This is a genomic window from Polaromonas sp., assembly GCF_049790275.1.
Lineage (GTDB): Bacteria > Pseudomonadota > Gammaproteobacteria > Burkholderiales > Burkholderiaceae_C > Polaromonas.
This window is the reverse complement of record NZ_JBAQYR010000112.1, coordinates 1-21707: the sequence shown is the minus strand read 5'-3', so window position 1 is coordinate 21707 and position 21707 is coordinate 1. Positions and strand designations below refer to the sequence as shown.

At 64.4% G+C, this 21707-nt stretch carries 23 protein-coding genes; 9 read left to right on the top strand and 14 right to left on the bottom strand.

All coding sequences use genetic code 11. The annotated features are described in order from the left end of the window. Positions 1-76: 76 nt before the first annotated feature. The 3 genes from WA904_RS14715 to WA904_RS14705 all read right to left on the bottom strand — a co-directional run bounded on the left by WA904_RS14715 (position 77) and on the right by WA904_RS14705 (position 2145). Positions 77-451 (bottom strand): (2Fe-2S) ferredoxin domain-containing protein, encoded by a 375-nt coding sequence (locus WA904_RS14715; RefSeq protein WP_425197873.1) that lies wholly within the window; start codon positions 449-451, stop codon positions 77-79. Further along, the gene (locus WA904_RS14710; protein WP_425197872.1) at positions 448-1641 is read right to left on the bottom strand and encodes a VanZ family protein; all 1194 of its coding nucleotides are present in this window, start codon (positions 1639-1641) and stop codon (positions 448-450) included. The genes WA904_RS14715 and WA904_RS14710 overlap by 4 nt, the downstream gene beginning before the upstream one ends. A 75-nt stretch (positions 1642-1716) precedes the next feature. Then, a complete protein-coding gene (locus tag WA904_RS14705; protein WP_425197871.1) occupies positions 1717-2145 on the bottom strand; it encodes a CopD family protein in 429 nt (142 codons plus the stop codon). 519 nt (positions 2146-2664) lie between these two features. Here WA904_RS14705 and hemB point away from each other — a divergent pair. Together hemB and WA904_RS14695 are read left to right on the top strand one after the other, a co-directional pair. After that, positions 2665-3672: a porphobilinogen synthase gene (hemB, locus tag WA904_RS14700; protein WP_425197870.1), complete on the top strand. Its 1008-nt coding sequence runs from the start codon at positions 2665-2667 to the stop codon at positions 3670-3672. 60 nt (positions 3673-3732) lie between these two features. After that, positions 3733-4878, top strand: coding sequence for a magnesium transporter CorA family protein (locus tag WA904_RS14695; RefSeq protein ID WP_425197869.1), 1146 nt, complete (start codon positions 3733-3735; stop codon positions 4876-4878). Between the two features lie 185 nt (positions 4879-5063). On the opposite strand, the gene WA904_RS14690 is transcribed toward WA904_RS14695, so the two are convergent. Next, positions 5064-5714: a glutathione S-transferase family protein gene (locus WA904_RS14690; protein ID WP_425197868.1), complete on the bottom strand. Its 651-nt coding sequence runs from the start codon at positions 5712-5714 to the stop codon at positions 5064-5066. A 103-nt stretch (positions 5715-5817) separates the two neighbouring features. Between WA904_RS14690 and WA904_RS14685 the strand changes: the two genes are divergently transcribed. From WA904_RS14685 to WA904_RS14675, 3 genes are read left to right on the top strand one after another with little or no spacing between them, the layout of a single operon-like run. After that, positions 5818-6399, top strand: a complete 582-nt coding sequence (locus WA904_RS14685) for a TetR/AcrR family transcriptional regulator (RefSeq protein ID WP_425197867.1) — start codon at positions 5818-5820, stop codon at positions 6397-6399. A gap of 2 nt (positions 6400-6401) precedes the next feature. Continuing rightward, complete coding sequence (locus tag WA904_RS14680) at positions 6402-6764, top strand: nuclear transport factor 2 family protein (protein ID WP_425197866.1); 363 nt, start codon at positions 6402-6404, stop codon at positions 6762-6764. A gap of 11 nt (positions 6765-6775) precedes the next feature. After that, the gene (locus tag WA904_RS14675) at positions 6776-7159 is read left to right on the top strand and encodes a TfoX/Sxy family protein (protein ID WP_425197865.1); all 384 of its coding nucleotides are present in this window, start codon (positions 6776-6778) and stop codon (positions 7157-7159) included. Positions 7160-7178: 19 nt separating this feature from the next. Here WA904_RS14675 and WA904_RS14670 read toward each other — a convergent pair whose 3' ends face one another. Genes WA904_RS14670 through WA904_RS14660 form a run of 3 tightly spaced genes read right to left on the bottom strand, consistent with a single transcriptional unit; the run spans position 7179 to position 9424 of the window. After that, on the bottom strand, positions 7179-8093 hold the full coding sequence (locus tag WA904_RS14670) for an amidohydrolase family protein (protein WP_425197864.1): 915 nt from the start codon (positions 8091-8093) through the stop codon (positions 7179-7181). Positions 8094-8096: 3 nt separating this feature from the next. Further along, positions 8097-8786: a dienelactone hydrolase family protein gene (locus WA904_RS14665; protein ID WP_425197863.1), complete on the bottom strand. Its 690-nt coding sequence runs from the start codon at positions 8784-8786 to the stop codon at positions 8097-8099. Between the two features lie 35 nt (positions 8787-8821). Beyond that, complete coding sequence (locus WA904_RS14660; protein WP_425197862.1) at positions 8822-9424, bottom strand: 2-hydroxychromene-2-carboxylate isomerase; 603 nt, start codon at positions 9422-9424, stop codon at positions 8822-8824. Positions 9425-9529: 105 nt separating this feature from the next. Between WA904_RS14660 and WA904_RS14655 the strand changes: the two genes are divergently transcribed. Both WA904_RS14655 and WA904_RS14650 read left to right on the top strand, forming a co-directional pair. Further along, on the top strand, positions 9530-10276 hold the full coding sequence (locus WA904_RS14655; protein WP_425197861.1) for an SDR family oxidoreductase: 747 nt from the start codon (positions 9530-9532) through the stop codon (positions 10274-10276). 197 nt (positions 10277-10473) lie between these two features. Continuing rightward, positions 10474-11112: a MarC family protein gene (locus WA904_RS14650; RefSeq protein WP_425197860.1), complete on the top strand. Its 639-nt coding sequence runs from the start codon at positions 10474-10476 to the stop codon at positions 11110-11112. An 83-nt stretch (positions 11113-11195) separates the two neighbouring features. Here WA904_RS14650 and WA904_RS14645 read toward each other — a convergent pair whose 3' ends face one another. The 7 genes from WA904_RS14645 to WA904_RS14615 form a co-directional block, all read right to left on the bottom strand. Continuing rightward, positions 11196-12236, bottom strand: coding sequence for a DMT family transporter (locus WA904_RS14645; protein WP_425197859.1), 1041 nt, complete (start codon positions 12234-12236; stop codon positions 11196-11198). Positions 12237-12298: 62 nt separating this feature from the next. Continuing rightward, a complete protein-coding gene (locus WA904_RS14640) occupies positions 12299-12889 on the bottom strand; it encodes a cyclic nucleotide-binding domain-containing protein (protein WP_425197858.1) in 591 nt (196 codons plus the stop codon). Further along, positions 12868-13563, bottom strand: a complete 696-nt coding sequence (locus tag WA904_RS14635) for an ABC-type transport auxiliary lipoprotein family protein (RefSeq protein WP_425197857.1) — start codon at positions 13561-13563, stop codon at positions 12868-12870. The genes WA904_RS14640 and WA904_RS14635 overlap by 22 nt, the downstream gene beginning before the upstream one ends. After that, entirely contained in the window at positions 13560-14513 is a 954-nt protein-coding gene (locus WA904_RS14630) for an MlaD family protein (RefSeq protein ID WP_425197856.1), read from the bottom strand. Before WA904_RS14630 ends, WA904_RS14635 begins: the two co-directional genes overlap by 4 nt. 195 nt (positions 14514-14708) lie before the next feature. After that, positions 14709-15497, bottom strand: coding sequence for an ABC transporter ATP-binding protein (locus tag WA904_RS14625; protein ID WP_425197855.1), 789 nt, complete (start codon positions 15495-15497; stop codon positions 14709-14711). A 123-nt stretch (positions 15498-15620) separates the two neighbouring features. Next, positions 15621-16778 (bottom strand): MlaE family ABC transporter permease, encoded by a 1158-nt coding sequence (locus WA904_RS14620; protein WP_425197854.1) that lies wholly within the window; start codon positions 16776-16778, stop codon positions 15621-15623. A gap of 177 nt (positions 16779-16955) precedes the next feature. Then, positions 16956-17933: a LysR substrate-binding domain-containing protein gene (locus WA904_RS14615; protein ID WP_425197853.1), complete on the bottom strand. Its 978-nt coding sequence runs from the start codon at positions 17931-17933 to the stop codon at positions 16956-16958. Between the two features lie 118 nt (positions 17934-18051). Here WA904_RS14615 and WA904_RS14610 point away from each other — a divergent pair, with 118 nt between their 5' ends. Both WA904_RS14610 and WA904_RS14605 read left to right on the top strand, forming a co-directional pair. Next, positions 18052-19569, top strand: a complete 1518-nt coding sequence (locus tag WA904_RS14610) for a CoA-acylating methylmalonate-semialdehyde dehydrogenase (protein ID WP_425197878.1) — start codon at positions 18052-18054, stop codon at positions 19567-19569. A 161-nt stretch (positions 19570-19730) separates the two neighbouring features. Next, positions 19731-21491: a GMC family oxidoreductase gene (locus WA904_RS14605; RefSeq protein WP_425197852.1), complete on the top strand. Its 1761-nt coding sequence runs from the start codon at positions 19731-19733 to the stop codon at positions 21489-21491. Positions 21492-21707: the final 216 nt, after the last annotated feature.

Sequence of the window (21707 nt, the reverse complement as noted above, 5' to 3'; positions counted from 1 at the left end):
TGAAACAAGGGCAAACAGGCTGAAACTCATGGGATTTAGCGCGCCCACCACGCTGCGCTCCGGATTCATCCGCTTCTCAACGGCCCACATTCGCGGGTGTCAGCAGCCGCTCGACCACCTGGCCATTTTTCAGGTGCGACTCGACGATCTCGTCAATGTCCTGCGCATCGACATAGGTGTACCAGACGGCTTCGGGGTACACCACCGCCACCGGACCGGCCGCACAGCGGTCCAGGCAGCCGGCCTTGTTGACGCGTACCTTGCCCGGCCCGGCCAACCCGGCAGCCTTGACTTGGGCCTTGCAGCGGTCGAAGCCCTCCTGGGCCTTGTGGTTGGCGCAGCTGTCCTCGCCGCTTTCGCGCTGGTTCAGGCAGAAAAAAATGTGCCGTTCGTAATAGGAGTCCGGGGGCGCAGCCGGTGCCGCACCTTTTTTCATGCTGGAGAGGGTCATGGACTGATTTTACTTTCCGCGGGCTCGCTGGCCCTGCGGCTGGACAGGCGCACCAACAGGTACAGCAGCACCGCATACGGCCAGAGCCAGCCCAGCCATTGCGCCAGGCCGTTGAAACGGATGAACCGCCCCTGCTCCCAGATCTGCAGGGTTTCCGCAAAATAGGGCCCCATCGGCGCCTGGTTGAGCAGGGACAAATGAACACTCAGGGCCAGCAGCAGGAGCGCGGCACTGCCCCGGCGCGGCACCGGCAGAAGAAGCAGGGCCAGCACGCCGCCCATGACCAGCCCGACCTGCACCGGCAGGTCCAGCCAGGCCCAGGCATGGTCGGGGCCATAACTCAGCGCAGCGGACAGCGCAGTCGATGCAATGGCGGCGAGCAGCGTGAGTGCCAGAAAAACAGTGCGTTGTGCCAAGGTGCGCACCACGCTGTAGCCGAGCAGGCAAGGGATCAGCGCGCCCAGCGCCACACAAATCACTTCGGCGCCGGGCACCAGCGGCTGCAGTTCGATGTCGCGCACCGGCAGCCACTCGAGAAAGGGCGTATCGGCCAGCGCGTCGGCCAGTGTGTATTCCAGCCGTTCCAGCACCTGGCCCAGGCCCAGCGGCACCGAAGCCGGAAACAACAGCGCCACCGGCCACAGGGCGAGCAGCACCAACGCGCCCCTGGCATCGCTGACAAACCAGCGGGCCCGCACCCGGCTCCACCGGTCCAGCGCGCCCGCTTTCTCCAGCAACCAGGCCGTACACGCGCCGAGCCAGGCACCGGCCACGTTCAGGACAAAGTCCACGTTCGAAGGAATGCGCGCAGGCAGGTAGCTTTGCAGCGCTTCCATCACCAGCGACAACGCGCCCGCGCCGAGCACCGCCACACTCACAGCCCAGCGCGTGCGGCCGCTGCGTAGCGCGGCCAGGGCCAGCAGGAAACCCAGCGGCGCGTAGCCGGCAAGGTTGACGCCCACATCAAAACCGGTCCAGTAACGCGGCAGGGACGCCGCCAGGAAAGTCAGCGGCGAAATGCCCTGGTTGCGCCACTCGGTAAAGGGGTAAAGGCTGGCGTACACAATCAGGCAAACCGTGGCCAGCGCCAGGGGCCAACTGGTGGTAGGTACATGGCTTGGGTCACCCCCATCGTTCTCACTGCGCTTCGCTTCGCGTAGTGCCTTTCCCCCTTGCAGGGGGCGACGCATGGCGCCCGGCAAAGCCGGTTCGCTCGCGTCTGCTGGTGAAAGCGGGGCGGGGGGCACGTTGGCGGCCTTGCGTTGCTAGAACGGCTTGACGACCACCAGCACAACAGCGGCCAGCAGCAGCAGCACCGGGACTTCATTGAAGAAGCGGAACCAGCGGTGGCTGCGCGTGTTGCGCTGCGCGATGAACTTCGCGAGGATGCGGCCGCAGGCATGGTGGTAGCCGATCGCCAGCACCACCACAGCCAGCTTCGCGTGCATCCAGCCATTGCCGGGCCCGCGTCCTATGCCGTAGCCCAGCCACAGCCACAGGCCGAACACCAGCGCCGGCACGGCAAGAAGCGTGGTGAAGCGCAGCAGCTTGCGCGCCATGAGGACCAGCCGTGCATGCTCGGCCACACTTTCAGCCGGCACCATCGCCAGGTTGACAAAAATGCGTGGCAGGTAAAACAGGCCCGCAAACCAGCTGGCAACAAAAACGATGTGGAGTGATTTGACCCAGAGCATCAGCGTAGTTTAGTGCGCGCCCTAAAACGGTCTCACGGCGTTTTCAGAAATTCGCTTTTAGTTACGACATAACTTGAGTACAAGTTAGTCTTCTTTGCAACTTCGTTGGCGGGATGAAGTGCAAGGCGCCCGGAGCACAGGACACCGGAATGGACTCCAGTCCATGAGGATTCCGAGCACCGCGCAACGCCGCAATTCGCCCGGCAATTGGATTTAGCGACGTGCCGGGGGGAAAAAAAATGCCCGGATGACGCAAGGTCAGCCGGGCCTGGAAGCCTTTTTGCTGTGACACTAAAGGCACCCGCTCAGGGAGGAAAAGCGGGATGCTGCCACCAAAAGGTAACAACACGCGGCCATTCTAACCACGCCCCCGAGGCCCTGACAAGGGTCGCCAGGCGAAAGTACATGATAGTTTCGCTAGCCATTTCCCTAGGTGCGCCGCCTATGTGCGCCAGCGCACAAACGGGCCACCCGAAAGCGCATTCCTCACCCCTGGCAAAGCTTTGGCACAATTTGCCCATGACTTCCTATGCCCCCTACCCGCTTGGCCGTCCGCGCCGCCTGCGCCGCGACAGCTTCACGCGCAACCTGGTGCGTGAAAATGCGCTGGGCGTGCACGACCTGATCTACCCGGTGTTTGTCACTGACAGCAAGCAACGGCGCGAGCCGGTGGCTTCCATGCCCGGCGTGGAGCGCCTGAGCCTGGACCTGCTGCTGCCCGTAGCCGAAGAATGTGTGCGGCTCGGCATTCCCGTGATGGCACTGTTTCCGGTGATCGACAACTCGCTCAAGACCTACGACGGCAAGGAAGCGTTGAACCCGGACGGCCTGGTGCCGCGTGTGGTGCGTGAACTGAAAAAGCGGTTTCCCGAACTCGGCGTCATGACCGACGTGGCACTGGACCCGTTCACCAGCCACGGCCAGGACGGCCTGCCGGACAAACAGACCGGCTATATCCTGAACGATGAAACGATTGAAGTGCTGGTCGGCCAGGCGCTGGTGCAGGCCGAAGCCGGCGTGGACATCGTCGCCCCCAGCGACATGATGGACGGCCGGATCGGCGCCATCCGCCAGGCGCTGGAAGGAAGGAAGCTGATCCACACCCGCATCATGGCCTACAGCGCCAAGTATGCGAGTGCGTTTTACGGCCCGTTCCGCGATGCGGTCGGCTCCTCCGGCAACCTCGGCAAGGCCGACAAGAAGGTCTACCAGATGGACCCGGGCAACAGCGACGAAGCGCTGCGCGAGGTGGCCATGGACATTGCCGAAGGCGCCGACATGGTGATGGTCAAACCCGGCATGCCCTACCTGGACGTGGTACGCCGTGTGAAGGACGAGTTCGGCGTGCCGACCTTTGCCTACCAGGTCAGCGGCGAATACGCGATGCTCAAGGCCGCGGCGCAAAACGGCTGGCTGGACCATGACGCGGTGATGATGGAAAGCCTGCTGGCCTTCAAGCGGGCCGGCGCGGACGGGGTGCTGACCTACTTTGCCATCGAAGCCGCGCGATTGCTGCAAAAATCATAGCTGACTACGCCCGTCTGATAAGGGCCGCAAGCCAATTTAACTCCAAACCGGACGGACACCGTGCAAATTGTTGAATTCACCGCCGACACCTTGCGCTTTTCCGATGCCGTGCCGGGAAAGGCCCCGGCCGACGGCTTCGTCTGGGTGTTTGTCGACCGCGACGAAGTCGAAACCCATCAGGCCTTGCTGCAGCAGGCGGCCCAGCAGCTGGGTGGCTCCGCCCTGCTGGACCTGCATCGCCAGGACCTCGCCAACCCCTTGCATCCGTCCCATTACGACTTCACGTCAATCTACGACCTGGTCATCTTCCGCCGGCTGGCCACGCAGGCGGAGACGCGCGCCGAGGCGGAACATGACGCCGCTGTTGCGGCTTACCACGGCCAGACGCGCGCCAAGCCGCGCGGCGGACTACCCGCCTTCAACCGCATCAGTTCCCGCGCCGTGGGTTTCGTGGTATTCGACCGGCTGCTGATCAGCGTGCATCCGCGCGGCTGCTACACAGCCAAAAGCTTCATCGAGCGCGCGCTGAGCGACGCCAAGTTCAGCGTGGACGCAACATCGGCGCGCAACCGCATCCCGTCTGGCCCGATCGACCTGGTGCTGCGCATGGTCAACGCCATGGTGGACAGCTACCTCGACGTGCGCAAGGAACTCACCAACCAGCTGGAGCACTGGCAGGCCGAGCTGCTCAAGCCGGATTCGCGTTTCATCAACTGGGGCTCGCTGATGGGCGCACGCAGCCAGCTGCATGTGCTGGAAGACCTGTGCGACGAGCAGCACGACGCAATGCAGGAGTGGCTCGATTCCCTGCGCGAGCAGCCGATGTCATCCTTTGCCGCTGACGCGCAGCTGGCGCAAACCCGGCGCGACCAGATGGTGGCGCGGGCACGCGATGTGATTGAACATATCCAGCGCGTGGTGCACCATGCGCGCCGGCTGGAACAATCTGCCGAAACGGTGGTGCAGATCCACTTCAGCGCCCAGAGCAACCGCACCAACAGCATCATGCGCACGCTCACTGCGCTCACAGCCATCTTTCTGCCGCTGAACCTGATCACCGGCTTTTTCGGCATGAACTTCGAGTTCCTGCCGCTGATCCATACGGCCACCGGCTTCTGGTGGTTATTCGGCTTCATGATCCTGCTGGTCATCGTCGTGGTGACGGTGTTCTGGCGCAAGCAGTATCTGGCCAGAACCGCGCGCTGAAGCTGGGGCCTGACCTCACGGCTTGTCCTGGAGCGGCGGCGACTGGCAAGGCCTGCTGCATTTTTCACAGGGCCGCTTCGAGCGCCGCAACCGGAAATGCCCGCCACACCCGCCGCGCACATTCTAAAAAAGGCCGCCCATCCAGAGGCACTGGTGACGCTGATTGAGCAGGCGTTGCGCCGCGCTCAGACCCACGGCTGCGCGAGTTGCTCCGCCCCGAAGACCCGCGCCACCGCAGGCCGCGCCAGCATGCGCTGCAGGTAGGGCCCGAGCTGCGCCCGGGTGCGCGCGGCTGGCGACTTGAAATTGCGCGTCCAGCGGCACAGGGTCAGCACATAGGCATCCAGCGCGCTGTACTGTCCACCGGCAAACCAGGGGCCGCCATGGCGCGCCAGTTCGGCGTCCAACTGGTCCAGCATGGCGCCGATTTTCACTTCGGCCTGCGCCTTGACCTCCGCCGCGCCGGCGGCATTGCCGGGCGCCACCGAACGCTCGGAATAGAAGTAGGTGATCAGCGTAGCCTGCAAGGTGTTGGTCAGCCACATCAGCCATTTGTAGAAATGGGCGCGCTCTGCCGTGCCCACGGGCGGCACCAGGCCCGCTTCGGGGTGGGTGTCGCACAGGTGCAGGCAGATGGCCGCGGTTTCGTACAGCACCAGGTCGCCATCGACCAGCACCGGGATCAGGCCGTTCGGGTTGAGGCGGAGGTAGTCCGGCGTCTTGTGCGCGTTTTGCATGCGGTCTACCAACACACGCTGGTAAGGCACGCCAATTTCTTCGAGCACGATATGCGGCACCATGGCCGCGGTGCTGGGGTAGTAATGGAGCTGGATCATGAAGCAATGCTACCGCATTGAGCCCGTCACAAAGTCCCGGAATCGGTTGACAGGCAATTCTAGAATGGTTATTCTAGAACAAGCAATTTAAATGAAAGCCTTCATGTCAAGACCACGCGCTTTTGATGAACATGACGTCCTCGGCGGCGCCATGCATGCGTTTCGCCGCACCGGGTACTCCACCATTTCAATCCGTACGCTGGAGGAGGCAACCGGTCTGAGCGCCGGCAGCATCTACAACACCTACGGGGACAAGGCCGGCCTGTTCAAGGCCTCGTTTGCCCATTACCTGACAGAGGTGCTCCAGCGGCGCATTGCCAGCCATGCCGGCCCGGACAAAGGCCTTGCGGGTGTACGCGCGCTGTTCCAGTCGCTGCTGCGGGAGCCGGATGGGGCGAGCCACGGCTGCCTGATCACGAACTCGGCCATCGAGTTCGGCAGTGGCGGCATGTTGCCGGCAGACGCGCTGGCTGAGGCCTTCGAGATCCTGCGCGCGGCGCTGCAGGACCGACTGGAGGATGCAAAGAAAGAAAAGCTCCTGCCCCAAGGCCTCAATCCCGCCATTGCCGCGCTGAAACTGGTGGCTTTCTACCAGGGCCTGCTGGTGCTGGTGCGCGCCGGCTACGACAAACGCAAGCTCAAGCAAGCCATAGACCTCGAATTCAACACCCTGGAAGGAAAATAAACATGACAACACCCCACGACTTGTGGACACGTTACGCCGGCATCTGGTCGGCAGACCCGGCAACACGTGCCTCGGAATTGCAAGCCTGCCTGCACGAAGATTGCAGCTATAGCGACGTGAATGGACAACTCGAGGGGCAGGCCGCGCTGTCAGCTTACATGGGCGGTTTTCAGGGCGCGATGCCCGGCGCGCAGTTCCACATTCTGAGCGTCGCCGAGCACCATGGGCGCAGCCTGAGCGTCTGGGAACTCCGGGGCACCGGCAACGCGGTGCTGCAGTCGGGCAAAAGTTTTGCCGCGCTGAGCCCGGACGGCCGCCTGCAGCACATCACCGGTTTTTTCGACCCCGTCGCCGAAGCGGCATGATGAGGGCGCCCATGACCACCCAGCTGGCGCTGCTGCACGCGACCGAAACGGCCGACAGTCTGGGCGCCATGGGAAAAATCGAGGTGAAAAAATTCTTCGGTGGTGCCGGGCTGGTTCTCGGCGGGGTGTATTTCGGTTTCATCATGAAGGGAACGCTTTACCTGCGCACCGACAGTGAAACCCGCCCGCGTTTTGAAGCGCTGGCGCTCGCCCCGTTTTCCTACGCCACCCGGGCCGGGCGCGTCACCGTGGCCAGTTATTACGAAGCACCGGCCGAAGCCCGGGAAGATGCGCACGTGCTGCTTGATTGGGCGCGCGAGGCCTACGCGGCCGCGTTGCGCACGCGGCGCCCCGCAGCTGCGCGGGCTCGGCGATCCAGGACTGCCCTGGCTTAAGAGCAGCCGCGCCAGCCCCTCAATTCAGCCCGAACAAACCAGCGCCATTGTCCCAGGCGATTTTCCGCGCAACATCAGGCGGCAGGTCGCCCAGCCAGGTGCGGTAGCCCTTCATGAGTTCGTCGTAGTACTGCCAGCGCTGGTTGACCCAGGTGTCCGAGCCGATCATGAAACGCGCGGGGTACTTCAGAAGCAGCGCACGCCATTCCGGGCAAAGCTTGCCGGAGTCACAGGTCAGGCCGGGGCGGTAAGACAACTCGCCCATCAGCGTCGGGTAGCGTGTAAGCAATGCGTCCACACGCGTTGCGGGCACGCCGCTGATGCCCGTGTGCGCCCAGATCAACCGTGCACCGGGTGCATGCGCCATCAGCAGGTCGATCGCCACATCGTCCACATGCGAAAGCACGGGGAGCTTGTTCTTCTCGGCAAACTGCATCAGCTTTTTTGCGACCGGCCCATTGGCATTGGCGCTGTCATACAGGTGGAATTCGCCGATGCCCTTGTACGGCCCGGCCTGGGCGCCGCTCACGCCGCGTGCAAATTCAGCCTGCACCATCTCGTAAATCGTCTCGTCGCGAAACCAGTTGTCGTAATCGGCGCGGTTGCGGTACAGGCGGATAAATGGCACGACGGTGACGCCGGCCTGTTTTGTCTGCTCGAGCGAAGCCAGCGCCCTGGTGCCATCGTTGGGCCGCGAGTTGGCGACGATGGCCCTGACGCCGTTGCGCTGCATGCGCGCCAGCACATCGGCCGGCGAGTGGGGTCCCACGCTGCCGTTCCAGGCCTCCTCGTTGTAATGCAGGTGCGCGTCAAACAGCGGGCCGCTGTAATCGGCAGCCTGGGCAGTCGCCGTAATCGCTATCAAAAACAGAGCTGCCGGCGCCCGCCAGTCAAGGGATAGAGGCCAAAAACACTTGAGGCGCGGGCCGCTCATGGTTCAGCCCAGATGTTTGGCGAAAAACTCCAGCGTGCGCGCCCTGGCCAATGTGGCCGCCGCTTCGTTGTACGAACCGCGCTGGTCGCAATTGAAGCCATGGTTGGCTTCATACACAAACACCTGCACGCCGGGCTGGGCTTTTTTGAAGGCCTCGACGGTGTCCAGCGGAATCCAGTGGTCCTGGTCGCCGAAGTGCACCATCACCGGGCAAGCCGGCTTGCGTGCGGGCTCCTCACCTGCCGTCATGCCGCCGCCGTAGTGAGGCACGGCCGCGGACAGGCCGGACAGTGTGCAGGCAGCACGCCAGGTCAGCAGGCCGCCCCAGCAAAACCCGACGATGCCGACCTTGCCGCCGCTGGTTTGCGCCGCATGGTTGATGGCGGCCTGGATGTCCTGCAGCACACCGGGCGCCGGCAGGGCTTCCACCGCCGATTTCAGTGCCATGCCGGCTTTCATGTCGGCGTCGGTGTAGCCCGTATCCACGCCCGGCTGGACGCGGTGGAAAGTGGCTGGCGCCACCGCCAGGTAGCCGGCAGCCGCGTAGCCATCGGCGACCGAGCGGATGTGCGAGTTGACGCCGAAAATTTCCTGCACCACCACCACGGCTGCCTTGGGCTTGCCGGCCGGTTCGGCCACATAGGCCGGAAAAACAAAACCGTCTGCGGATTTGAGGTCGATGAATTTACCCATGGTGAAAATCTCCTGATGCTGGTGAACGATTCAATTTACTTCCCTGCGAGTTTTTTCTCAAGCAGATCCAGCCGGTCCTGGCCCCAGAAAATCTCGCCCGCTACGACGTAGCTGGGTGCGCCAAACACGCCCGCGTCAACGGCCTGTTGGGTGTGGGCTTCGTAAAGCTGCTGCACCTCCGGGCTGCGTGATTGCGCCAGCCGCGCTGCGTCCAGGCCGGCGGCGTCAAGGATCTCTGCCAGCACCTGCTCACTGGCGATGTCACGCTCCTCAGCCCAGACTGCCCGGAAAATGGCACCACCCAAGGCCATGGCGGCGGCGCTGCCGTCCTGCTGATCCACCGCGGTGATCAGGCGCGCGGCGGGGTCGCCGCCCACAGGGAAGTATTTGGGCTGGCGGTTCAGCGGCATCTGCAGGTGTTCGCTGAAGCGCTGCAACTCCACCAGCCGGTAGGCCTGGCGCTGAGGCGCACGCTGGCCCAGCGGCAAGCCGCCGGACACCGGAAAAATCTTGCCGAAGTCCACCGGCAGCACCCGCACTGCGGCGCCTGTCGCGCGGGCCATGCGCACAAAACGCTCGTGGCCCAGGTAAGTCCAGGGGCTTTGCGGGGTGAAGTAATAGTCGATGGGGGTGCTCACGGTGTTTCTCCTGGGGAATTTTTCAGCCATTGCGGCCGATTGATGTAGATTCGGGGTCAACTTCGGGTTGTACCCGGGATTGCACTTTATTGCTGGAGACCGGTCTTGTCCCAAATTGTCCTGATTACCGGCGGCTCGCGCGGCATTGGCGCGGCCACCGCCCTGCTGGCCGCCCGCGCCGGTTACGCCGTCGCTGTGAACTACACCGCCAACTCGCTGGCTGCCGATGAGGTGGTGCGGCAGATCCACCAGGGCGGAGGAACGGCCATCACCGTGCAGGCCGACGTGGCCGAGGAAAGCCAGGTGCTGGCCATGTTCGAAAAAGTGGACGCCAAACTCGGTCGCCTGACCGCGCTGGTCAACAACGCCGGCGTGGTGGACCGCACCGAACGCGTGGACGGCATGAGCGTGGCGCGGCTCAAACGCATGTTCGACATCAACGTCATCGGCACCATGGTCTGCGCACGTGAAGCCGTCAAACGCATGAGCACGCGTTATGGCGGCGCGGGCGGCGCGATTGTCAATGTCTCCAGCGCGGCAGCGCGGCTGGGTGGCCCCGGACAGTATGTGGACTACGCGGCGGCCAAGGGCGCGGTGGACACTTTCACCATCGGCCTGGCCAAAGAGGTAGCGGCCGAAGGCATCCGCGTCAACGCGGTGCGCCCGGGCATCATCGAGACAGACATTCATGCTTCGGGCGGCCTGCCCGACCGCGCACGCACCATGGCGCCGCAGGTGCCCATGCAACGCGCAGGCTCCGCCGACGAAGTGGCACAAAGCATTGTCTGGCTGCTCGGCAGCGGATCGAGCTATACCACCGGTGCCTTGCTGGACATCACAGGAGGCAGGTAAATGGCCCCCACGCTTGTCGCTTCGCGTACTTCGCTGCCCCCCGGGGGGGCGCTGCGCCTGCGGCCCGGCAAAGCCGGTTCCGCGGCCCCGGCTGGTGAAGAAGGGGCTCTCACCCTTGTCGTTTCGCGTACCGCACTGCCCCCGAGCGGACTAATTCTCCCTGCGGCGGCCCGGCGAAAAATCGAGAGGGCTGATGCATGGATCTGAAACCGCTGGTGACGCTGCTGGCCATCGTCAACCCGCTGGCCATCGTGCCCTTTTTCATTCACTACACGCAGGGGTTCTCGAGCGCGCAGCGGCGGCGCACCATCGTCACCGCTTCGTTCAGCGCTTTCCTCGTGATTGCCACCAGCGCGCTGGCAGGCTTGCAGATCCTGGAATTTTTCAGCATTTCGCTGGCCAGCTTCCAGGTCGGCGGCGGCATGCTGCTGCTGATCAGCTCCATGAACATGCTCAATGCGCAGCCGGCTGAGGCCAAGCCGAACACCCATGAGTTCGAAGACGGTGCAGCCAAGGCCGCCATGGGCGCCAGCATTGCGGTGGTTCCCCTGACCATTCCGCTGCTCACCGGCCCGGCGACCATGTCGACCGTGGTCATCTACGCGGAAAAAGCCCAGAACTTTTTCCAGCTCAGCCTGCTGGTCGGCTACGGCGTGGTGATCGGCCTGGCCACGGCCGTGTGTTTCTCGCTCGCCCACCCGATTGCCCGGGTGCTCGGGAAAACCGGCATCAACGTGATGACGCGGCTGATGGGCCTGATCCTCGCCGCGCTGGCCATCGAAGTGATGACCGGCGGGTTGCTCAAGCTGTTTCCAATTCTCGGTCGGGGTATCTAGTCAAATCGGTCCCCAGCCCATACCAGCCGGGCGCAGACAGCTCTGTTTTCAATAGCAAGGCGATTCACCGATCCCCGCCCCATTCAGTGACGATGCAGGTGGTGCGCATCAGGCACATGCGGATGGGCGTGTTCCAGTGGTTCGTGGTGATGCGGGTGACTGTGCATGCCCTCGGGCCTCGGCACGTGGCGGTGGTTGTGGTGGTCATCGGCATGGTCATGCGCATGTTCATGGTCCATGGCCGCGTGCCGGTGCATGTGGCCGTGTGACTCCATCAGGTGCAGCAACACACCGCCCAGCATGAGCAAGCCCCCGGCACCCATCCACGCGCTGACCGAACGGTCGCCCAGGGCCAGCGCGAGCAAAGCGCCAATGAAGGGCGCAAAGGCAAAAACGGAGCCGGTGCGCGCGGCGCCGAAAGCGCGCTGGGCCAGCAGGTAAAAGCGCAGGCTCAGGCCGTAACCGGTGGCACCGACCGCCAGCAAGCCGGCAGCGGCCGCCAGGCCAGGCAGCGGTTCTGCGAAAGCCAGCGCAAGCAAGGCCGTGACCGTGGCGCCCAGCGCCGCCTTGACCAGCACGACTTGCCCCGGGTCGCGCTCGGCCAGCGCGCGTGACAGGGTGTTGTCCATGCCCCAGGCCGCCGTGGCCACCAGCACGGCCAGCAGGCCGGCCAACTGGGCCCCGCCCAGACGCGCCTGGTCCAGGACCAGCACGGCACCCCCTGCCAGCAACAGTGCCATGGCGGCCCAGACACGGGCATCCATGCTTTCACGGTAAAGCCGCCACGCCAGCAGTGCCGTGAACAGCGCTTCCAGGGTCAGCATGAGGGAGGCACTGGCGCCGCTGGTGCGCTGCAGGCCCCAGGCCAGCGCCACCGGTCCGATCACGGCCCCGAAAACAACCACCGCCAGCAAACGCCACCCATCGCTGCGCTGCAGCCGTGCCTCCTGCTGGCTGCCTTTTCTCAGCAGCGCGCCGGCCAAGGCGGCGCCGGCGTACAGCAGGGCCGCTGTGGTCAGTGGTCCCAGGCCCCGGCCCAGGTACTGCACCAGCGGCGTGCTGACACCAAAAAGCGTCGCCGCCAGCAGCGCCAGCAGGCCGCCACGCAGGGCCGGCGTATTCATGTTCGCCTTCTCACAAGATCAATCAAATCAGCCTCGACTCCAACAACAACGGGCGTTGCAGGCTATTGTTTCTGTAGCAATCGTACCAGCCGGTTGCTGGTGTTGCGCAGGCGCTGGGCCAGCAACTGGGTGATCTTGACCATCAGCTTGGCGCCTATGCCGGGGTGCTGGCGTATCAGCTGCCCGATCGCGGCACGGCCCAGCACGGCGGCCTCCACCGTGTCGATGGCGGTGCAGGTGGCGTAACGCACGTCGCGGTCGAACATGGACATTTCGCCCAGGGCCGCGCCTTCGGTGGCCACGCTCAGCCGCGACACCGTGTCCGGCGCGTCGGCGTCATCGCCGGCCGGCGGCGTGGCCTTGGTCACATCCACCGTGCCGCTGAGCAGCAGCAGCATCCAGTCGCCCTGGTCGCCTTCGCTGATCAGGATCTGGCCCGGCTGCGCGCGGATCAGCAGCATGGCTTCGCCGAGGGTGTCGAGCTCCTGCGGTGTGAAGTCTTCCAGCAGGGCCGAATGCTCCAGCAGGCCGGGCCCGCGCCCGGACATTTTCTGGCAGCTACCGAGCAGCTCCAGCCCGGCTCCACGCAACCGCTCTTCCAGCGCCTGGGTGCCAGGGTCCGTTGAAGGGTTCAGGGGACCTGCTGCAGCCATGTGGAAATCTCTTCGATCGCGGCGTCGGTGGCAGCCGTCAGTGCGCGCACGCCGCCGGGGGCATCGTTGCTGGGTGCGGGGCGCTGTACCGTGAAGTTGCGCTGTGCCAGCAGCTTTTCACCGCTGGGCTGGATCTCCACCAGGGTGGCGCGCAGCCGGATCAGGCCGGTGCTGCTGCCCGGTGCCTCAAACAGGTGGCTGAACTCCTCAAGCTGCAGCTGCAGCATGCGCGGCAGCACACCCTGATTGACGCTGCGGTTCAGGGCCGGGCCCTCGCCGGCATTGAAGACGGCGCGGTTGCGGCTGAGCGTTTCGCGCAGGCGCTGGCGCACCAGCTGCGCCGGCGGCATGCTCCAGCGCGCCTGCGAGTAGGGGCGCAATTGCTGCGCATCTGCATAGGCCAGCCGGTACAGCACCGACTGGTTGTCCAGCACACCGCCGGGTGTCGAGATGTCAGCCAGCGCCAGCGGTGCAAGCGGGGCTTGCCGCGTCGCGGGAAGCGGGTTCAGGGGGCCGGGGCCGAAGTCGTAGAGCGCGGCGCGTATCGGCTTGTCCGGCAGCGCGGAGCAGGCGCCCAGCAGTAGCGCCGTCATAAACATCAAGCCAAACAGGCCACCGGCCCTTATGGGGCGATCGGCAATAGCTACTGTATTGATAGCGTTTTCGGAATTCATGGTTTTCCTCCGGGAGCGGTGAAGCCAGGCTCGCCCGGGCCGGGCGTGGGCGGGCCGTTGCCAAAAATCAGCGACTGCGGGTTGTCGTCCACCGCGTTGACGGTGCGCCTGAGCTGGCGCATGGCGCGCGCGGTTTCCTCGGCCACTTCGCCAAGGCGCGGCAGCGTTGCCGCACTGAAAGTCTCGACGGAAGCAGACAGCGCCGCACCGCCTTCGGCCACCTTGTCGAGCGCGCCACCCTTGGCATTGAGGCGCTGCGCCGTGGTGTTCACTTCGTTGGCCGTCCTGGACACATCGTCGGCCGCGGTCTTCAGCGACTTCATGGTGGCGCTGGCTTCCTGCCCCAGCCGGGGCATGGTGGCCACAAAGGGATCGAGCTTCAGGGCCAGCTTGTTGATGCTGTCGGCGGCCTGGCCGAACTGCTGGACAGAGGTCATCAGGGCCTGCTGGTTCCCGTCGCCCAGCAGCTTGTTGAGCTTGGTGCTGGCCGCTTCGACCTGGTCCATGATCACTTCGCTCTTGTTGAGCAGCTTGTCCAGCAAACCCGGTTTGAGCGGAATGCGCGGCGGGTCGTCGTCGTTCGGCACGAGCAGCACGGTGGAGGGACCGTCGTCTTCGAGCTGCACAAAACCCAACCCGGTGACGCCCTGCGAACTGATGGTGGCGAAGGTGGACTGGGTCAGCGGCGTGCCGATGTCCACCGAGATGCGGATCAGCACGTTGCCTTTGGTCTTGTGGTCAAAACCGATGAACTCGACCTTGCCCACCGGCACACCGCGAAAACGCACCTGGGCCTGCGGCTGCAGGCCCGAGATGGTCTCGCGTGTGGACAGCTCGTACAGGTGGCGCTCGCCGTTGTCGCGGGTCAGCCAGACGGCGAGCAGTGCCAGCAGCGCGGCGACCACCAGCACAAAGGCGCCGGCAGCCATGGCATGAGCTTTGTTTTCCATTTTTGAGTCCTTAATACCTCTGCGAGGTGGTTCCAGAAATTCGTTGCCCGGGATGCAGTGCAAGGCGCGTGTCGCATCGCTCTTTCGATCTCATGCGAGGGTCGCGCAGGACATCGGAATGCACTTCGGTGCATGAGGATTCCGAGCACCGCGCAACGCGGCAATGCGCCCGGGCAGCGGATTGATGGAGGCACCTCATACCGTGAACGGGTATTCGCGCAGCAACTCCATCGCGCGCTGGCCCCGTTCGCCCAGAAAAAAGTTGCGTATGAAGGGATGCGGAAAGGCAATCACGTCGCGCGGCGGACCGTTGACGATGACCTTTCTGTCGGCCAGCACGGCGATGCGCGTGCTCAGCTCAAACAGCGTGTCCAAATCATGCGTGACCATCACCACCGTCAGCTCCATGCCCTTGTGCAGGGAGCGCAGCAGCGCGCAGAAGCTGTCGGAGCTTTCCGGATCCAGCCCGGCGGTCGGCTCGTCGAGCAGCAGCAACGGCGGGTCCATGATCAGGGCCCGGGCCAGCGACACGCGCTTGACCATGCCACCGGACAGATCGGCCGGCATCTTGTCCGCATGTTCGGGCGCCAGGCCCACCATCTGCAGCTTGACCATGGCGGCTTCGCGGATCAGCGCGTCGGGCAGGGTCTTGAGTTCACACAGCGGGAAAGCAATGTTCTCCAGCACCGTGAAGGCCGAAAACAGCGCGCCGTGCTGGAACAGCATGCCCACACGCCGCGCTGCGCCGCGCTTGCCCAGCTCGGCCGCCGGTTTGCCCAGCACCGTGATGTCGCCGCTCGTGGGCTCTTCCAGCCCCAGCATCTCGCGCAAGAGAACCGTCTTGCCGGTGCCCGAGCCGCCCACCAGCGACAGGAACTCACCGCGCTCAATCGTGAGGTCCAGGTCCTGGTGAACCACGGACTCCTTCTTGCCGTTGGTGAAGACGGTAGACAGCTTGCGGATGTCAACGATAACGTCACTCATCGGGCACACCCCAAAGTGTTGGCTCTTCAATCAAGCAGGGGCCGCGGAACCGGCTCCGCCGGGCCGCAGGCGCAGCGCCCCCCCGGGGGGCAGCGCAGTACGCGAAGCGACAAGCGTGGGGGCTCATGTTCCAACGCTCTTGAACAGGACCGCAAACAGCGCGTCGACGAGAATCACCACCGTGATCGACGTGACCACCGAGGCCGTGGTGCCCTGGCCCAGGCTTTCGGTGTTGGGCTTGACGCGCAGGCCGAAGTGGCAGCCGATCAGCGCAATCAGCACGCCGAACACCACGGACTTGGCGGTGGCCAGCGTCAGGTTGGCGGCGTCCACCGCTTCCGGCAAGGCGTCAATGAAGAAGGCCGGCGTGACACCCATGACCAGATCAGCCGCCAGCATGCCGCCCAGCAGGGCTGAAATCGTGGTCCAGACGCTGATCAGTGGCATCACGATGGCCAGCGCCAGCGCGCGCGGCATGACCAGCCGGTAGCTGTGGGCAATGCCCATCACCCGCATCGCGTCGAGTTCTTCGGTCACGCGCATCACGCCGATCTGCGCGGTGATGGCCGAGCCGGAGCGGCCGGCAATCAAGATAGCAGCGAGCACCGGGCCAAGCTCGCGGATCAGCGAGATGCCCAGGATGTTGACGATGAAGGCGTCGGCGCCGAACTGGCGCAGCTGCTGCGAGATCAGGTAAGCCAGCACGACACCGATGAGGAAACCCACCAGCGCGGTGATGGGCAGGGCCGTCGCGCCTATGTGGTACAGGTGGCCAGAGAGGTCGCGCCAGGGCCCTTCGCGCGGATTCCTGGCAAGCTTGACAAGATTGAGCGCCAGCCGGCCCACGAGCGCGAGCAGGTCCACGCCGTGGCCCGCCACCTGCAGCACGCCTTCGCCCAGCGTGAAAAACGCCTGCCGCAAACCGGGCGCCGGCGGCTCGGGCCTGTCGGCACTGAACTCGGCCACACGGTCGAGCACTGTGCGGTGCGGCGCCAGGACTTCCAGTTTTTGTGGCCACTGGCGCCCCCAGTGGTCCCAGAGCACCTGCGCGCCCAGGTGGTCGAGCTGCTCCATCTGGCGCAAATCCCAGAGGGTGGTTCCGCCGGAAGCTTCAGCCGGCAGGGCTTTGAGCTGCGACGCCAGTGCTTCCCATGCGGGCCGGATCGTCAGTCCGGCAGCGGTCCACGGCCCCAGCACCAGATAACACGCACCCTCGGGCGTGTCTTGCTGGTCAATATGCGGAGTGGATTCGCGCGCGGCGTCGTCCTCCGGTGATGGCATGTTTTCGATAGGGGCAACAGCTTGGGAACGATGAACAAGACAGGACGGCGCTCGGGCACGGGACCGCTGAGCCGCGCTGCCGCTTGTAAGGGCATGTTAATCCAGCGGCTAGTGCATGGGCTACAGCATTTGCCTTCAACAAGCCGCCCACCCTGTCCTACAGCGCTGCCCGAAAATTCAGGACCATACGGCCTCCAGCGCCTTCCAGGCACTGGCCACCACCGGTGCCTGGCGCTGCGCGCTCAGGCTGACAAAACACAGCACACTTTGCAGGCTGACCTGGTCGGCAATGACCAGTCCCGCGGCATGGGACTCGCGCATGGCGATCGAATCGCGCACCAGGCTCAGGCCCACGCCGGACTTGACCAGGTCCAGCATGGAAGCCTCCTGATCCACCAGCGCAACACGATGCGGCTCGACACCCAGCGGGCCGAACACGCTGGCCAGCAGGCGGTGATGCGCCGACGCCGGCGGCGTGGCGATCCATGGCAGGGCAGCCAGCGCCTTCCAGCCCTTGCCGCGCACCTGCGGCCCCCAGCCGGCAGGCGCCAGCACCCGGTAGGTGAAGTGAGTCAGTTCACGCACGGCAAAAAGCGATGACCGGCTGTCCTGCTGATTCGCTACGGAATTAATAGCTGCTTGCGCCCGTGCAGAAAGGGCTGGAGGCCGATTTGACTCGAAGTCATTGACACCAAGGGACTGGTCGGGCGTGCCCAGGTAAAAACCAACGTCCAGTTCGCCGCGCTCTATCTGGGCCAGCACCTCGCCGCTCATGGCCTGGCGCAGCTCAGTCTCGACCTGAGGTGCCATTTCCACCAGCACCTTCAGGAAAGCGCCAAGCCGGGTGAACTCGGGGTCGAGGATGGTGCCGATACGCAGCCGCCCGCGCACCTGCGTGTGCAGGCTGGCTGCCGCGTTTTTGAAGTCACCCTGCGCAGTGAGCACTTTTTCGGCCAGCGGCAGCAGCGCCGCACCGTCGCGGGTGAGGTTCATGCCCTGGGCGCTACGCGTGAAGAGTGTCAGCCCCGTGGCAGCTTGCAGGCCTTTAATCTGCAGGCTGACGGCGGGCTGCGTCAGGGCCAGCTTGTCGGCCGCACGCGAAAGATTGCCCTCCCGGGCCACCGCCGCAAAAATCCGTAGTGTCTGGATGTCCATTATTAGTAATTTTAATAACACTACTGAGAATTTCAAACTGGCACAAGTAGCCATCGTCCGCTAGTCTTGGGGATTGCCCAATGGAGTCTGCAAAATGAATGATATGAGTCGCCCAAATATGAACCAGCCCGTCACAGCCATCGGCCACGCCATCAATGGCCGCGTTGTGCCCGGCACATCAAACCGCAGCCAAGACGTCTTTAACCCCGCCACCGGCGCAGTGACAGGCCGCGTCGCGCTGGCCAGCGTTGCCGAGGTTGACGCCGCAGTCGCTGCAGGACAGGCCGCCTTCCCCGCCTGGGCCGACACCCCGCCGATCCGCCGCGCCCGCGTGATGTTCAAGTTCCTCGAACTGCTCAATGTCCATAAAGACAAACTCGCCCACATGATCACCGCCGAACACGGCAAGGTGTTTACCGACGCCCAGGGCGAAGTCTCACGCGGCATCGACATCGTCGAGTTCGCCTGCGGCATCCCGCAACTGCTCAAGGGCGACTTCACCGACCAGGTGAGTACCGGGATTGACAACTGGACCCTGCGCCAGCCACTCGGTCTGGTCGCTGGCATCACACCCTTCAACTTCCCGGTGATGGTGCCGATGTGGATGTTCCCGGTGGCCATTGCCGCCGGAAACTGCTTCATCCTCAAACCCAGCCCGATCGACCCCAGCCCCAGCCTGTTCATCGCCGAATTGCTGAAACAAGCCGGTTTGCCCGACGGCGTCTTCAACGTGGTGCAGGGCGACAAGGAGGCGGTCGATGCGCTCTTGGTGCATCCGGACGTCAAGGCGGTCTCGTTTGTGGGCTCGACCCCGATTGCCAACTACATCTATGAAACCGGGGCGCACCACGGCAAACGCGTGCAGGCGCTGGGCGGAGCCAAGAACCATATGGTGGTGATGCCCGACGCCGACCTGGAGCAGGCCGTCGATGCGCTGATTGGCGCCGGCTACGGCTCGGCCGGCGAGCGCTGCATGGCGATCTCGGTGGCGGTGCTGGTCGGCAATGTCGCCGACAAACTGGTGCCCATGCTGGCCGCGCGCGCCAAAACCCTGGTCGTCAAGAACGGCGTCGAGCTCGATGCCGAGATGGGTCCCATCGTGACGGGTGCAGCGCACAACCGCATCACCGGTTATATCGACACCGGCGTCAAGGAAGGCGCCAAGCTGCTGGTCGATGGCCGCAGCTTCACGGGCAAGCAGGCCGGTGCGGGCTGCGAGCAGGGCTTCTGGATGGGCGGCTCGCTGTTCGACCATGTGACGCCTGACATGCGTATCTACAAGGAAGAAATTTTCGGCCCGGTGCTGGGCTGCGTGCGTGTGAAAGACCTGGCCGAAGCCGTGGAACTGATCAACGCCCATGAGTTCGGCAACGGCGTGAGCTGCTTCACGCGTGACGGCAACGTGGCACGCGAATTCTCACGCCGCATCCAGGTCGGCATGGTCGGCATCAACGTGCCGATTCCCGTGCCCATGGCCTGGCATGGGTTTGGGGGCTGGAAGAAGAGTCTGTTTGGGGACATGCACGCCTACGGTGAGGAAGGCGTGCGTTTTTACACTAAGCAGAAGTCCATCATGCAGCGCTGGCCTGAGAGCATTGGCAAGGGCGCAGAGTTTGTCATGCCTACGGCGAAATAGGTTCCCCCCCGAAGCGGCCTTCGGCCGCCTCCCCCTCAGGGGGCGCCATCTGCGGACCGGCTGAGCCGGCTCCGCGATGGCACTGGGATGAAGAGGTCTGAAGCTCCTTGAGTGCAGATCAAACTTTGAAATACAACAAGAAGAACAACGAGACAAGAAGCATGAACGAAAACATCTTTGACTACATCATCGTCGGAGGCGGCACCGCCGGCTGCCTGCTGGCGAACCGGCTGAGCGCCGACGCGTCCAAACGTGTGCTGCTGATCGAGGCCGGCCGCAAGGACGACTACCACTGGATTCACATCCCAGTCGGCTACCTGTACTGCATCGGCAACCCGCGCACCGACTGGCTTTACAGCACCGAGCCCGACGCAGGCCTGAACGGTCGTACCCTGCGCTACCCGCGCGGCAAGACACTGGGCGGCTGCTCCAGCATCAACGGCATGATTTACATGCGCGGCCAGGCGCGCGACTACGACCGGTGGGCTGAACTCACCGGCGACGACAGCTGGCGCTGGGACCAGGTGCTGCCGGGTTTTCGCATGCACGAAAACCACTACAAGCTGGACGTCCCCAAGGGCGCGGCCAAGGCAGACGTGAATGAAAACTTCCGCCGGCTGCACGGACACAAGAGCCAGCACGCCGCCAGCGAGGGCCTGGCCCGCAAGATGGGCGGCGAGTGGCGGGTTGAAAAGCAGCGCCTGCGCTGGGACATCCTCGATGCCTTTGCCGCGGCGGCGCAGCAGGCCGGCATTCCGGCCACCGACGACTTCAACACAGGCAACAACGAAGGCGTGGGTTATTTCGAGGTGAACCAGAAAAGCGGCTGGCGCTGGAACACCGCCAAGGCGTTTTTGCGCCCCACCTGTTTTGCGCGCCCCAATTTTGAAATGTGGACTAGTGCACAGGTCTGCAAACTCGTTGTCGAGCGCCAGGACGATGGCGGCCAGCGCTGCACCGGCGTCGAGGTGTGGACCGGCCACGAACGCGTGCAGGCTTTTGCCACGCGCGACTCCGGCAAGGCGCAAGGCAAGTTGGGAGAAGTCATCCTGAGCGCAGGCAGCATCGGTTCCCCGCAAATCCTGCAGCTCTCGGGCATTGGCCCGGGGGCGCTGCTGCAGCAGCACGGCATCCCGGTGCTGGTGGACCTGCCCGGCGTGGGTGCCAACCTGCAGGACCACCTGCAGATCCGCTCTGTCTACAAGGTCAACAATGTCGCGGGGAGCAAGGTCAAGAACTTCACGCTCAACACCCTGGGCAGCTCGCTGTGGGGCAAGGCGATGATCGGTCTGGAATATGCGCTCAAGCAGACCGGGCCGATGAGCATGGCGCCGTCGCAACTGGGTGCTTTCACGCGCAGTTCGCCGGACCAGCCTTACCCCAACATCGAGTACCACGTGCAGCCGCTGTCGCTCGACGCATTTGGCGAGCCCCTGCACACCTTCAACGCCTTCACGGCCAGCGTCTGCAACCTCAATCCCACGAGCCGGGGAACGGTGCAGATCAAGAGTGGCCGATTCGAAGATGCCCCGGCGATCGCGCCCAACTATCTCAGCACCGCGGAAGACCGGCAAGTGGCGGCCGATTCCCTGCGCGTCACGCGCCGTATCGTGAGCCAGAGCGCGCTGGTCGGCTACCAGCCCGAAGAGTTTCGTCCCGGCGTGCAGTTCCAGAGTGACGAAGACCTGGCGCGCCTGGCCGGCGACATCGCCACCACCATCTTCCACCCGGTGGGCACCACCCGGATGGGGCGCGACGACGATGCCATGGCGGTGGTGGACTCGCACCTTCGCGTACGCGGAATCAGGGGTTTGCGCGTGGTCGATGCGGGTGTGATGCCGCTGATCACCAGCGGCAACACCAATTCACCCACGCTCATGATTGCGGAAAAAGCCGCGCAGTGGATACAGGCCGGGATTTAAGGCCCCCACGCTTGTCACTGCGTGTACTGCGCTGCCCCCCGAGGTGGCGCTGCGCCTGCGGGCCGGCAAAGCCGGTTCCGCGGCCCTGGCTGGTCTGAAGCGAAGCCCACCCACAATCGCGTTAGTCCACTCGCTTTGAGCTAACAGTGGCCACCCACTGGGTTCCAAAACAAGCAGGGGCCGCGGGTCCGGCTCCGCCGGCCCGCAGGCGCAGCG